The 13,829-nt window shown below is 41.0% G+C and carries 14 protein-coding genes; 5 read left to right on the top strand and 9 right to left on the bottom strand.

All coding sequences use genetic code 11. The features are described from left to right. Window positions 1–17: 17 nt before the first annotated feature. The 3 genes from eutH to AC1DVK_RS08095 all read right to left on the bottom strand — a co-directional run bounded on the left by eutH (window position 18) and on the right by AC1DVK_RS08095 (window position 3,403). On the bottom strand, window positions 18–1,289 hold the full coding sequence (gene eutH / locus AC1DVK_RS08105) for an ethanolamine utilization protein EutH (protein ID WP_477626208.1): 1,272 nt from the start codon (window positions 1,287–1,289) through the stop codon (window positions 18–20). A 146-nt stretch (window positions 1,290–1,435) separates the two neighbouring features. After that, window positions 1,436–2,020 carry an ANTAR domain-containing response regulator gene (locus tag AC1DVK_RS08100; RefSeq protein WP_377386397.1) on the bottom strand — a complete coding sequence of 195 codons (585 nt, stop codon included), beginning with the start codon at window positions 2,018–2,020 and terminating at the stop codon, window positions 1,436–1,438. A 9-nt stretch (window positions 2,021–2,029) separates the two neighbouring features. Further along, window positions 2,030–3,403 (bottom strand): sensor histidine kinase, encoded by a 1,374-nt coding sequence (locus AC1DVK_RS08095; protein WP_410862810.1) that lies wholly within the window; start codon window positions 3,401–3,403, stop codon window positions 2,030–2,032. A gap of 623 nt (window positions 3,404–4,026) precedes the next feature. On the opposite strand from AC1DVK_RS08095, the gene AC1DVK_RS08090 reads away from it, so the two are divergent. After that, window positions 4,027–4,146, top strand: coding sequence for a DUF4023 family protein (locus AC1DVK_RS08090; protein ID WP_061465287.1), 120 nt, complete (start codon window positions 4,027–4,029; stop codon window positions 4,144–4,146). Window positions 4,147–4,197: 51 nt separating this feature from the next. Here the strand turns inward: AC1DVK_RS08090 and AC1DVK_RS08085 are convergent, their stop codons facing one another. The 4 genes from AC1DVK_RS08085 to brnQ form a co-directional block, all read right to left on the bottom strand. After that, window positions 4,198–4,893, bottom strand: a complete 696-nt coding sequence (locus tag AC1DVK_RS08085; protein WP_061466258.1) for a hypothetical protein — start codon at window positions 4,891–4,893, stop codon at window positions 4,198–4,200. A gap of 187 nt (window positions 4,894–5,080) precedes the next feature. After that, window positions 5,081–6,997: a vWA domain-containing protein gene (locus AC1DVK_RS08080; RefSeq protein WP_477626207.1), complete on the bottom strand. Its 1,917-nt coding sequence runs from the start codon at window positions 6,995–6,997 to the stop codon at window positions 5,081–5,083. Between the two features lie 15 nt (window positions 6,998–7,012). Then, complete coding sequence (locus AC1DVK_RS08075; RefSeq protein WP_410862814.1) at window positions 7,013–7,879, bottom strand: ATP-binding protein; 867 nt, start codon at window positions 7,877–7,879, stop codon at window positions 7,013–7,015. A 354-nt stretch (window positions 7,880–8,233) separates the two neighbouring features. Further along, window positions 8,234–9,565, bottom strand: coding sequence for a branched-chain amino acid transport system II carrier protein (gene brnQ / locus AC1DVK_RS08070; protein WP_477626206.1), 1,332 nt, complete (start codon window positions 9,563–9,565; stop codon window positions 8,234–8,236). A gap of 373 nt (window positions 9,566–9,938) precedes the next feature. Between brnQ and AC1DVK_RS08065 the strand changes: the two genes are divergently transcribed. Beyond that, window positions 9,939–10,505 (top strand): sugar O-acetyltransferase, encoded by a 567-nt coding sequence (locus tag AC1DVK_RS08065; RefSeq protein WP_089362690.1) that lies wholly within the window; start codon window positions 9,939–9,941, stop codon window positions 10,503–10,505. 43 nt (window positions 10,506–10,548) lie between these two features. On the opposite strand, the gene AC1DVK_RS08060 is transcribed toward AC1DVK_RS08065, so the two are convergent. After that, window positions 10,549–11,193: an SDR family oxidoreductase gene (locus AC1DVK_RS08060; RefSeq protein WP_410862818.1), complete on the bottom strand. Its 645-nt coding sequence runs from the start codon at window positions 11,191–11,193 to the stop codon at window positions 10,549–10,551. Window positions 11,194–11,541: 348 nt separating this feature from the next. On the opposite strand from AC1DVK_RS08060, the gene AC1DVK_RS08055 reads away from it, so the two are divergent. The 3 genes from AC1DVK_RS08055 (at window position 11,542) to AC1DVK_RS08045 (ending at window position 13,314) form a co-directional block, all read left to right on the top strand. Then, complete coding sequence (locus AC1DVK_RS08055) at window positions 11,542–11,805, top strand: CD3324 family protein (protein ID WP_410862819.1); 264 nt, start codon at window positions 11,542–11,544, stop codon at window positions 11,803–11,805. A 159-nt stretch (window positions 11,806–11,964) separates the two neighbouring features. Next, on the top strand, window positions 11,965–12,600 hold the full coding sequence (locus tag AC1DVK_RS08050; protein ID WP_377406033.1) for a FusB/FusC family EF-G-binding protein: 636 nt from the start codon (window positions 11,965–11,967) through the stop codon (window positions 12,598–12,600). 156 nt (window positions 12,601–12,756) lie between these two features. Then, a complete protein-coding gene (locus AC1DVK_RS08045) occupies window positions 12,757–13,314 on the top strand; it encodes an MEDS domain-containing protein (RefSeq protein ID WP_477626238.1) in 558 nt (185 codons plus the stop codon). A gap of 62 nt (window positions 13,315–13,376) precedes the next feature. Here the strand turns inward: AC1DVK_RS08045 and AC1DVK_RS08040 are convergent, their stop codons facing one another. Then, complete coding sequence (locus AC1DVK_RS08040; protein WP_477626237.1) at window positions 13,377–13,805, bottom strand: cytidine deaminase; 429 nt, start codon at window positions 13,803–13,805, stop codon at window positions 13,377–13,379. Window positions 13,806–13,829: the final 24 nt, after the last annotated feature.

The raw sequence follows: 13,829 nt of genomic DNA, 5'->3' as shown, positions 1-13,829 counted from the left end.
AAATTCACACCTCAGTTTTACACCACTTGGATTTCATCGCTATCTTCTTCCTGGTTATTCGTTTTATATTCATTTATGCCGATGACTCCCGCTGCACGATCTTTTTCCTCCAATTCCAAAGCTTTCGGAACGGACAGCCAGTAAGCAAGACCGATTCCAATAGCGCCGGCAGATAGCTTGCCTACTATGACGGGTAAAATTAAGGATGGCTGAAAGTTGGCTGTGAAAGATAAATGATCGCCTAATAGGAAAGCTGCACACACAGCGAAGGAAATGTTTATGACCTTATCCTTCGGAGGCATATCTTTAACAAGTTTGAACATCGCCAATATATTGGCTACCGTGGCTAAAATCCCTGCACTCCCCGCTTTGCTCAATCCGATTTTCCCGCCCATCACTTCAAGCGGCCTGCCTGCATATTTTTGAATCAAGTAAATCATTGGAAAAGCGCCTGCAAGCATAATCCCGATATACCCTGCCGTTTCCAGGGCACGGAACTGGTCCGCCTTATCAGCCATGATGGGATGGAACCCCCAAGCACCAAATACATTGGAAAACAGTCCGGTGAAAATCTCCACGATTGAAAACACGAGTACAAGTTTAATCGCGGCATCCAATATTTTCCCAAACCACATGAACCCTTTAATCATCAAATCCGGCAGGAAATAAAGACCTAACGCAAGCAGCACCACAAAAATAAGAAGTGGAGAAAGATTCAAGGCAATTTTCAAATAGCTCAACGCGAATTCGTGTGTAGAATTCGCATTCGTGGAAATCACTTCGCGAATTTTCGAATTCGTTGCCACCACTAGCACGCTTGAGATAAAGGCGCCAATGGGAATCGTCAGGATCCCTGACATGACACCAAGTGCCATGTATTTATGATCACGCTTCTCTAGCATGGCAAGCCCCATTGGAATCGAGAATACAATCGTTGCTCCAGACATGAATCCGACAATCATCGCCATGATCCAGCCTTCATATGATTCCTGCAGCTCGGCCGCCAATTGATAGCCGCCCATATCCGTTGCCAAAATCGTTGTTGCAGCGAGTGCGGGATCTGCACCGATCGCTGCGAAGATCGGACCGCATACTGTATTGATGAACCATGATAAATAGGGGATAGAGGCCATGATTCCAGCTGCAGGGATAAATATATGGCCAACCGTATGCAAACCTTCCATGAACTGTTTGCCCAAGCCTTGCTCACTGTCTTTAATCGATGCCATTGCACCGACAACGGCACACACCATAATGATATAAATAACGAATTTACCTACCATCTCCATACATATTCCCCCTGAATTACGATTTGATTTGGCCTATCGACTTTAAAAAAGGGTATAAAAAAAGACGCCTCTTATAGCCCAAACTTTGGTTATTTCAGTAGAATTGCCTACCTACAACCAATTTGGTCCATCAAAGCGCCATTGCTTCATCTATTTACTTGTTTTTGATCCTTTGTAACGATTAGGCGTGCCACTGTCTCCATGGAAAGCTGCTTATCCATGCTTAGCTTTCTCAGTTTTTTGTAAGCGGTTTCTTCCGATACATTCTTCATTTTCATGATAATTCCTTTTGCCTTTTCAATGACTTTACGATTTGTGAGCGTTTCATCCAATTGGGCATTTCGTTCCTGATACTTTTTTGCATTGGCTGCTTGCAGTAAAGCTATCTCCACTGCGGGAATCAAATCCGCCTCCGTTATTGGCTTTACAAGATATCCTACGATATTTGCCCGTTTCGCCTCGTCGATATATTCACGCTGGCTGAATGCAGTTAAAAGCAGGACCGGTATCTGAAAGGTATTGGAAATCACCTCGCTAGCCTTAAGCCCATTCATTTTAGGCATTTTTATGTCCATCAAAACGAGATCCGGCTGCAGGGCATGTGCCAATTCAATCGCCTTCTCGCCGTCACGTGCATGTCCAACCACATCGAAGCCTGCATCCTTGAGCATAATCGTTATATCAAGGAGAACGATCGATTCATCTTCCACGACCAAAATCCTCTTGACCACGTCTCCCACCTACCTCTTGTATGGAAATCTTACAGAAGCCAGGGTACCACCTTTAATCTGGCGAATAGAAAACTCCCCTTCCAAATCATTTTCCACTGTCATACGGATGATATCCAGCCCCAATGAAGGTTTCACTGCCGGCGAATATCCGATGCCATCATCCTTAACTTGAATCTCCAATTCAGGACCATCCTTGTGAAAGCATACAGTAATCTTCCCGTCCGTCCCTTCCATGAAAGCATGCTTCACACAATTATGAATGAGCTCATTCACCACCAGCGCGACGGAAATGCCGATGTCGGAATCAATGGAATGAAGCTCCCCCGAATATTCAATGCTTATGACATTACGGGCATGATCCTCCGTACAAACAATCATATCTCCTATTTTCTTAATGAGCTCCAATAAATCCACGTGGTCGACATGGCTGCTTGCCAAAATGATTTCATAAACCGACGATATGCTTAACACCCGGTTCAAACTGACCAATAAATGGGGCTTGCTTTCTTCAGGGGCCCCTATCCTCATTTGCAGCCGAAGTAAACTGGCAACAGTCTGCAAATTATTCTTCACCCTATGATGAATTTCACGAATGGCTACTGACTTGCTAATCAGCTCTCTCTCTTTATCCCGCAGTTCAGTCAGATCCCGGATGATGATGAACGTTTCATTGGCATTCTTGTTGCCTAAATGGAACTTCCTTATTTGGAAAATCTTTTTACCAATGTTCAGTTCCATCATTAAAATCTCTTCCTTTGAAGCAAGAACATCGGCAAAGCCTGGAAAATAATTTAAAATGGAGTCCCCTAACACACAGTCGGTCAAACATATTTCCGTTACTAAATTAATGGCGGCGGGATTCGTATAGACAAGTCGGTTCTGGCTATTAATCAGGAAAATGGACTCTTCGATAAATTCGGGAACTAAGGAATTTTGTTGATCTTGCCTTCCAAACTGATTAAACGTTTCAGGTTCTTCTTGAATCACCTTCTCCATGATCAAAACGGCTATGACCCGATTGCATTCCCCCTTGACCGGAACGACACTTTGCTCCACCATCGCTCCCTCTTGAGTCAATGCGCGATTCACGAACATGTCCTTTCCGGTCCGCAATACATAAAATACTGCCGGCTCAAAAGCCTCATAGGCAAATTTCCCGACAACCGGATGATCATAAACCGATTTTACGGAATGTGCGCTTGCCTCTGCCACGACGATGGCATGCTTCCCTTCAAGCACCGGACAATCAATAAAGACATTCGCTTTATTCAAATTGGCTATCAACGATAAATTCGCAGACAAGTTTTCAAGAGTTTGAATATCCTTGTCCAGTAAGTGAGTATGCATCTCACATAATTCTCGGACAGCAGTTGTCCGTTCCATAGGCAAAACCCCAATAAACGTTTATTCATGGATATTATTATTGATTATTATAGTTACCGTCCCTATTTTTGTCAATATTCAAAATATTCAAATGTCATGTATTCTAACATTAGATAACGATATTTAAATAGTATTCAATTTCATAGCCACCATTGCATTAGCAGGAGTCGCCTGGCAAAAATGGATCCGCTTTTACCTGCGCTTGTTTTTTATCCGGTTCCTCTTATCTGGCGCTTTCTTATCATCGCTCAAACAATTCAATGGAATGGTTAAATTCAAATGAAAGAAATACTAGAGCAACTTTCATCATTACGTTGCTTTAATTGAATAAATTAAACGCCAGTTACCCTACTCGTCTGACCCGTAACCCATTGGGTTTGTTTACTCACTAAAAATGAAACCACATTGGCAATGTCATTCGTTTCAACTAAACATCCGGAGGCATTCATTTTTTTCATCCCTTCAATTTACGGCCCTACATAAACAACTCTGTGTTAACCGGTCCTGGAGCAATTGCATTGATCGAAGCCTTGTTGATAAGCGAAGAATGTCCCCTTCCATACTCATGAATTTCACCTCTTTTGGTTATAGTAAAGAAGAAAATAACGGAGGAGGTCCATTCCATGAAAAGTTCAAAGGAATTTGTTGAGAGCATTCAAGAGCAGCAAAAAAAGGAAGAAGGCAATTTTCGCCGCCAAGGTAACGGCAACCCCGCGCAGAAATTACCGAATAAAAAACATTAATGAAGCCCATCACCAAAAAATCCCCGCCTTATATTAAGGCAGGGATTTTTTTCATTCCGGTGTACTTTTTTTCTTCTTCATCACTTCGATTTCTTTTGAAAATGTGTCTTCTATCTCCTTTTTATTTCCATATAAAAAGAGGTTATCCCCTAATTTAATTTTATACTCATATAACTCTTTCCTGATTTTCACTTCTCCGCTTTCAATAAATAAAATATTGATGTCCGCACCATGTGGTATGACATCAAACACTTTGACATCAATGAATTCGGAGTCCTCATAAATATCAATCTCCATGACCACGTCTTCATCTTCTAAAAATAGGACCTCTTCTATGGGATGTTCCCATAATTCATAATGATTGTACATCTCACTGCGCATCTTATTCGATATTCTATTATTCAGGAACGGAGTTTTCACAAAAATGGCTAAAACCACCAATATTCCAATAATGATGCTTAACTCCATCAAACGAAGGTCATCTGTAAGCAATGTACTAATCGATGAAATGATGACAGCAAGTGAGAAGGCACCAAATAAAATTAAAAACATGCTTATTTTCCTTCGAACGGGATGATCAATAATGGATTTTGACTCGTCAGTTGTAAAACCGGTACCTGTAAGCATGGAGATAACCTGAAATCTTGCTACAGTGCTTTTTAATCCAGTCAATTTCAGCAAGGTAACCGATATTTCAATAACAAGAACAATAATTATAAAATAAAGTAGCATAAACACTAAATTCATCAAAATGATCACTTCCTCATCTATGGTTTACCCCAATCCCGTCAAAGAAATCATTCACTTACTGCGAAGAACCGGCATGACAAACAAAAAAAACACAGTAAGATCCAAATCTGAATCCTACTGCGTTTATTAATTTATCAATCAGGATCTATCATAACTTCCAATTTCATTATTAGTATGTTTCATATCAAATGGTCTTCAGCAGTAGTTTTTTTAACAGCGGTGTAAATTGTTCGGGTAATTCAGCTACACTCGGAATCATTAACCGTTCTTTGCCATAGATATTTTTCATCGTCATTTCTTCACTTTCATCTATGCTGCCATCCGCTAAAAACAGGCCTATGACTTCTATTCCTTTTTTCCTTGCTTCTGATACGGCCAGATGTGTATCGACTATTCCATTTTGATCATAATCGGCAGCTGCCGGCTCACCATCTGAAAATACGAGCAAGAAACGGTTTTTTTCACGTCTCTTTTCCAATTCCATTGTGGCCACCCTTATACTGTATCCGTCCCGGTTGTCTTCCTCCGGTTCAAGCTGCATGATTTTCGCTCCTGAATTCAGATAAAAAGAATCGGAATGGGACTGGATTACATGGAAGTAATTCGGCTGATATCCTTCTCTCACTTCATTTGCATCTTCCCAAAAACCTACGATCGAGTGGGGGATCCTTAATTTTTTCAGCACTTCATGAAACAGGACGACCCCCCGTTTCGTTTCATCCATCTTGTTATGCATTGAAGCCGAGCAATCGATAAGCAATGTGAATACGGCATCCATTTCATTTGAATCCTGGTTCTTTTTATAAAAGACCCTTGGATTTTCTTCAAGTACAAGCGGCAGTAATTTTTTCGATAAACGACCAAAAACCAAATCTTTTCTTGGTGCATTCTTTTTATTTTCCAATGTCTTTTCAATTGTACTGGAGAGTTTTCTCTTAAACGGTTCGATATCGGCAACAAACTCACGATAGCGCTTCTCCTCAGTAAGTGTTGGTATTTTGGCTTCTTTAATTACCTGAACGACGTCTTTATTTTCTTCACCAAATGGATGTTCACCACTTTTGCCAATATTCGTTTGTTTCTTCTCTAGCGTTTCCTGCTGATTGTATTCCTTTTGTTGACTTTCCCCTGATGAGCCCTGAATCGAAGCCAGTGCTTGGTCGGCATCTTCCGCTTCACGCGCACCTCCGCCCATCAGACTTGTTTTCGTTCCTTGCTCCAATTCAAATTGAAGAAAGGTCGAATTATTCTCGCCGTTCTTATTCTCTCGATGCCAAGTCGAGAACTTTTCATCAATGAACTCACTTTTTTCTTCGTCTACATCTTCTGTATCATCGTTCAACAGATCATCATTTCTAGTCAGTTCATCAAATAAGGTATTTGCTGTATACTTCTCCACATTTGCAATTGGGAAGATGAAATATTCATTCATCGTATCCTTGTACTCATCGTTCACACGAAATACGATTTGCTCACAAATCCTCGTGATATCACTGGTGTTAGTGGCTTCAAAGACGGAATGGATGAACGGTTTGATTTTCTCCAGTTCTTCCAGCTGCCGTACATTGGCCCTGGGGAAAATCGGGTCCGGCCTGTCGGATTGAAGCAGTAAATATATGAGGCAGTATAATTCATCCAGTGCAAAACTTCTTGTGACATTCGTTGCTAATTGGCTTTCGAAATATTGTTTAAGGTAAGCCCTCCTTACCGAAAACCATTTTTTCGTGCCTGGCCTTTCTTTCTTCACCAATTCTTCCAACCGCAAGTCTTCCAATATAGCGAATAATTGGGCTGCAAACTTCGGAAGCGAACTTTCCCCGATGATGTCCTGGTACTCCTTCATGCTCTGGATTGTTGTATGATGCAGCGTACCTATCGCCCTAAGGAGCACGTCTGTTTTCAGCCCGGCTTCCTTCACTTCCTTATTTCCGTTTTCCCAAAAATGGCTGGCTGTTACCTTATACTCGATCAGATCAATGAAAGAGCCATAATTGTATTCGAATTCCAGCTCAGGAATGCCGGATAAAACAGTCGAGAGATCCTGCAGCTGTAAAAAAAGGGCCGTATCAATTATTGAATCATTGAATCGGATATACTTCATGAGGCATTCTCCTAGTTAGAATAATGTGTCAGCCAAGTTCTTCACAAACTCACGCTCGCGTTCCTCGTCCAACTTATCCACAACGGAACGGAGAATTGCCCGTTTCGGCGGGATCAATACACTCAGATCGCAAGCATCGAGCAAAGCCCTGATCGATGCCGCATCTTCAGCCACTTTCCCTTGATTCACGGCATTTATCAAATCACTCGACAGTTTAACGAACAATTCAATGCTTCTTGGATCCTTCAGCTTTGTATTGGTTTCTATCAATTGCTTTAACTGCTCCCCTTCGATATAAGGAACTTCAATGACGACAAACCTATTTTTTAGCGCCTCATTCAGTGGTACTGTACCGACATATCCTTCGTTGATTGCAGCAATTACATTAAAGCCATCTTCTGCAGTGATGACTTCATTCGTGAACGGATTCGTTATCGTCCTTCTGTAATCAAGCACCCCATTGATAAGCGGCAGTGTTTCCGGCTTCGCCATGTTGATTTCATCTATATATAGGAAATAACCGTGAGTCATCGAATTGATCACAGGCCCAGGTACGAATTCTATCACCTGTTTTTCATCTTTATAAGCCAATGTCTTGAAGCCCAATAAGCTTTCGGCATCCAAGTCGACTGAGCAGTTGACACTGAACATTGGCTGGTTGAATAGATTCGATAATGTCTCGGCAAACTTTGTCTTTCCAGCCCCTGTCGGACCCTTCAAAAGGATATTCTTCCCCATGCTCAAGGCCGTAATGGCATCTATCATCAACTCCATCTCGGGAGGTAGATATCCGCCGCTCCTTATCAATTCCTCAAATTGAGCAGGATTCTTTTTGCTTGCTTGTAATATATTTGCGATTTCTATTGGTAATCGATTAATCATTTTGTTCCTACACCCCTTTCTGAACATTTTAAGGCTCTTTCCCATTAAAAACAAACACTAAGGAAAAGAGCTGTCATCAAGACAGCTCCAGTTTGTAGAAAAAAACGTTCAGCTGAATGGAAAGGGTGTGCGCGACTTCTGCGGGAAAAGCGCGTCAAATGGACACCACGGGTGCAAAGGCGCCGAGGGCGGACCTCCCGCGGAAAGCGAGTGCCCTACGTTCCAATCAACAGACCCTCAAAAAAACGGTAGGCAAACTCAATTATTATCGAGTTTGCCTACCGTCTGAATAGCTGTCATCAAGACAGCATCTTTCATGATTTCAAGTTCATTCTCATATAGTTAATGAAGACCTTAATAGGCTTCCTCAGGGTCCCTTTTCATCAGGCTTATCATATAGCCCAATAAACCGCCGATTATGGCAGGAATCACCCACCCTACCCCTACACTATATAGTGGAAGGTATTGAATGAAAAGATCCGAAACAGTTTCCATTTTAATGCCTGATGCCATTAATCCATCCATTATGCTGATGATGGCCGTTAATAACAAGCTTACTAAGTAAACCTCCGATTTCCCTTTGAAAAAGGAATGGAAGAACGTTAGCACAATCAAAACGATCGCCACGGGGTAAAGCACCGTTAACACAGGCACAGTAATGGAAATGAGCTTGGTCAAACCTACATTGGCAACAGCCGCACTAAAAACGGAGAAGATGACGACAAATGATTTATACGAAATAACAGGCAGTATTTTATTGAAGTACGTAGAACAAGCCGTTATCAACCCAATGCTTGTAGTTAGGCATGCTGCGATAACAATCAATCCCAACAACACTGCACCGGCCGGTCCGAAAAAATGATGTGAGGCTTGAGCCAAAACGTCTCCGCCATTATCCAGGTGACCCAGTTTTTCCACACTTGTCGCCCCGACATAAGTCAAGGCCGTATAAACGATCACCAACAAAGAAGCGGCTATTAAGCCGGCTTTCATGCAGAAGCCTAATACTTCTTTTCTTGAAGTGATTCCCTTATCTTTGATTACATTAATGATAATGATCCCAAAAGCAAATCCAGCCAGTGTATCCATTGTCAAATATCCTTCTTTAAATCCTTTAAAGAAAGAATTATCTGAATAATCAGCCGATGGTGGCTGAATTTCACCCATTGGGTTAATAATTGCGACCACAATGAGGATCCCGATGAAAATCAATAATAACGGTGTTAATATTTTTCCGACAACATCCAGCATTTTTGATGGATTGATCGATAATAAACAGGCAATTCCAAAGTATATGATCGTGAATACCAGCAATGGTAAAAAACCGACGTCATTGGAAAGGAAAGGTTTAATCCCTATTTCGTAAGATACACTCCCCGTTCTCGGAAGAGCGAAAAGCGGTCCCAATGATAAATAAAGAACGACCGTGAAAATGATGCCGAACATCGGGTGTGCCCTGCTTGCAAGCGATTGGACATCATTTTTGCCTGAAAAACCAAATGCCAATATTGTAATGAATGGCAATCCAACCCCAGTAATGATGAATCCTAAACTAGCCGACCATAAATTGGTCCCAGCGGATTGACCGAGCATGGCAGGGAAAATTAAGTTTCCTGCACCAAAAAATAAAGCGAAAAGCATTAATCCTGTAACAATAACAAAAGAAAGTGGTGCTTTCTGTGACATAATGAGGCCTCCATTGTTTTAATTCTCTTAAACGAAGAAAAGAGTTGTCCATCAATTTCCGATAAAGGTTAAATGAACTTCTGTCTATTCTACTTATCTGTTAACATGTACTAACATGAAACTATGAAATATACATAACTCCCCTAACTATAAAATCCGATGGAACGTTTGTCAAAACTATTTCATTAATTATTCGGAAAAATCTTTCTTTTCTTACTTCTTTCTATGAAAATGAGTGAGGCATTTAAATTCAGCAGAAAATTTGAGTAAAAAGTACTGCAATTTATTTTGCGAATAAAACGTTTTAATATTCTGACATTTATTAATTCTACATAAATATCTATATAAATACAAGAAAAAAGGAGAAGGAAATATGATTACTGAAAAAGAAAAGATGGTGAACGGGGAACCTTATATGGCTGCTGATCCGGAATTAATAAGGGAGAGGGAAAATGCGAGAAAGTTAACCCGGTTATACAATCAGACAATCGAAAACGAAGGGGATGAACGAACCTCACTGCTGAAACAGCTTTTCGGTTCCATTGGAACAAATATATATATTGAACCTACTTTTCGCTGTGACTATGGATATAACATTACTGTCGGGGAAAACTTTTATGCCAATTTCGATTGTGTCATTTTGGATGTTTGTGAGGTGAAAATCGGCAGGGACTGCATGTTGGCTCCCGGAGTGCATATCTATACTGCCACACATCCGCTGGATCCCTTCGAACGCTGTTCTGGAGTGGAATATGGAAAGCCGGTTACGATAGGGGATCATGTATGGATTGGCGGAAGGGCCATCATCAATCCTGGCGTTACAATTGGGAGTCATTCCGTCGTCGCCTCAGGGGCCGTCGTAACAAAAGATGTTCCTGATGGCGTTGTAGTCGCTGGAAACCCAGCGAAGGTCATCAAGCAAATTGAAGGAATAGAATAGCAGAGCTCACTCGCCCCTGAGTGGCCCTGCCTCCATTTGTCCGTTAAATATTCCTCAATGCTTCCGCAATCACAGTATCCCCAGAGATTAAATCGAAAGAACGCTTGTAGGTATTTTCCTCGGTCAATGACGTAAAAATCGTTCTAGCCACATCTTCCCGTGAAATCGAACCCCTTTCCAATTCTTCAGCGGCAGTCACTTTGCCCGTTCCCGGTTCGTTCACTAGTCCGCCAGGCCGAATGATGGTAAATATTAAATCGCTATGTAACAATGCCCTATCCGAATAGTGCTTGGCCACATAATATGGTTTGATGGCTTCATTCCAGTTTTCGCGATTATTGGCCTGAAAAGCACTCACCATGATGAATCGGTCGATTCCCAAATTTTCTGCCGCTTCAATCGTTTTAACAGCACCATCCAGATCAATCAAAAGCGTTTGATCAGCTCCGGTGCTTCCTCCGGATCCCGCTGTAAATACGATGGCATCACAGCCTTTTGCCGCATTCGCAATCTCATCCACTGAGCCCGTTAAGCTGACGACTGCAGATTCGATTCCATTTTTCTCAAAATGTTGCATTTGTTCTTCTTTACGAATCATTGCCCTTACACTATGATCCGGGCTATCTTTTAATAAATCTACCAGGTGTTTACCGATCTGCCCATTTGCCCCAACTACGAATACTTTCATAAAGTCAGCTCCCATAATGGTTAGTTTGGTTACAGTTCAAATTATTTCATGTACACAGCTCATTTTCAAACAATCAGCCCGTCATACATTGGAAAAAGTTTGGCAACCACCCATATATATTTTATAATAATGACAATACGTGTTCTTTAGGGACATAAAGGGGAGGTGTAAAGATGGCAATAAGAATATTAATGCCACCTTCTGCAGCGTCTCATGCAAAGCCTAGTATTGGAGGCGATACTTTGCATGGGGTTAAATTAAGCTAAACTTAATCGCCCGACTTATCATTTCTAATATTTGGCTTTGCACCTTATTTCATTCTTAAAAAAGAATAAGGGGCTGGCAGAAATGAAATATGTAAAAGCGACGGCCGTTTTGCCTGAAAAGCTGATCGTTGAAATTCAAAAGTATGTGCAAGGCGAAACCATATATATCCCTAAACCTGAAAAGGCCCATCACAAATGGGGAACCCGTTCGGGATCAAGGGAACTGATCGATGACCGAAATGCCACTATAAAATATGCATTCAAAGACGGTCATAGCATCCGCCAATTAGCCGAGGAACATTTTCTCTCCGCGGAAACCATCAAGAAAATCGTTTATTCCAAATAGGATTGCATGTGTAGCACTGATAATGATATCAGTGCTATTTGTATGCCGAGTATGTTTCTTAGTCGTTTTCCCCCTTTTAAAGCAGATATGATTTCTGTAAAGTAAAGAGAAACGGTATCATGTGACAAGTATCGCGCATCAGAAACAGGAGTGAAGAAAATGGAACCTTTTATCAGAAGCGAGCAGTATAACTTCATTAAATCACAAACACAGATTCTCATAAATGGACACGCGACCGCCAACGATAAGGATGTGATCCACACCCTGAAAACAGTCGCAAAAGAACGAGTATTAAGCTTATTCAATGACTTGAGCGAAGAGCAAAAACAACTGCTGGATCCAGTGGATACCATTAAAGATCCCGCACAAGCCGAAGTCTTTCTCTTACAGGTAAAGCCATTTGTGATCCCATTTAAAGAAGTAACCGAAAAAACGATAAAAAAGTTATTTCCTAAGGCAAAAAAATTAAAAGCCCCTTTGTTGGAAAACATGGATTTGAGAGAGATTTCATACTTGGGATGGGATGATGTCGGTTCCGGAAAAAAATTCATCATTGCACACCATCATAATAAACTCACAGGATTGCACGGAACTATTAAACCAACCAACAAAAAAGGAATCTGTGCCATTTGCAGTCGCTTTGAAGAAATAGGGATGTTCATGTCCGAAACAAAAGGAACCGTCCAAGGGACATTCATAAAAAAAGGGAATTATATTTGCCTGGATAGTATGAAATGCAACCAGAACATAACCACTTTAGATAAAATGAATGATTTCATCGAGCGCTTGAAATAGTACGAAAAAGCAATCCTTTAATGGTGAAGGATTGCTTTTTCGTTATTGTTAAGCACCGAAGCCGTCATTTAAAGAATTCTCATTTTGTCCTGCTTATGGAATTCAAGTATAATTGAAGAGATATATGAAAGAAGGAATGATATATTGAAAAGCAAAATGAATCAGTTGTTTGAAGACAAAAAAAACGTTCATGTGCTGTATTCCTATAATGAAATGGAAAATTACATTAAACAAGTTTTGAATTTTATCCAAGACGGCATCGCAGCGGGAGATTATGTCATTCTTATTGAAAATGACCGTATTTACCCCATCATTCATAAAGAACTGAGCACTCGGTTAACGAAAGATCAAATGGAGTTCATTCACTTTGTGAACAACTTCGATTTCTATTGTTCAAGCGGCAGTTATCATCCTCCTGCAATCGAAGAATACTTTAATAAAACGGTACAGCCCTATGTGGAAAATAAAATCTCTTTCCGATCATGGGCACATGTTGAATGGGCAACCATGGAAGAACCACTTCATATCATAGAGGATTTTGAGAGAACAGTGGATGAAGCTGTAAATCTGCTGTCGTTTCCATTAATTTGTGCGTACAAAGGTGAGAGGATGCCAGACTACCTGAAAACCATATTGTTGGAAACACATCCTTATGTTCTAAAAGACGATGATATCATCATCTGTGAACAATACTTGCCATCTAGTTTGAAATAATAAACAACACGCTTATGAATTCTCCTAAGCGTGTTGTTTTCCGTTGCATTATTGAATGATCATCATAAATCCCTCGTGTATTTATACGGCAGTAATTCACCGATTTTCACCTTGACCGTTTCCCCATTAACATTCAGTATGACAAAGCACTCTTTTGCATAATCCGAGATTAATTCCCGACACATCCCACACGGGCTAACCACTTTTAAAGCTCTGTCTTCATCATCGGAATAGGGATGCTTAACCGCCACGATTGTATTGAAACCCTTTTCGCCGTCCGATATCGCCTTGCCAATCGCAATGGCTTCTGCACATACGGTAACCCGGCCAATATATGCTTCAATATGTACGGCAGCAACGGTTTTTCCTGAATTCGTTTTTAATGCAGCGCCAACATGATGCCTATTTTCCTCGTAAAGATCCCTAATTTTTGCACTTGCAGCTTCTATTAAATCACGATCCGACTCGTTCAATGGATACGTTTTGATGATTGGACCTCCTTCACTTCTAATATT

It is taken from the genome of Peribacillus sp. P4_B1, from assembly GCF_056402395.1.
This window is presented reverse-complemented; position numbering and strand designations above follow the sequence as displayed.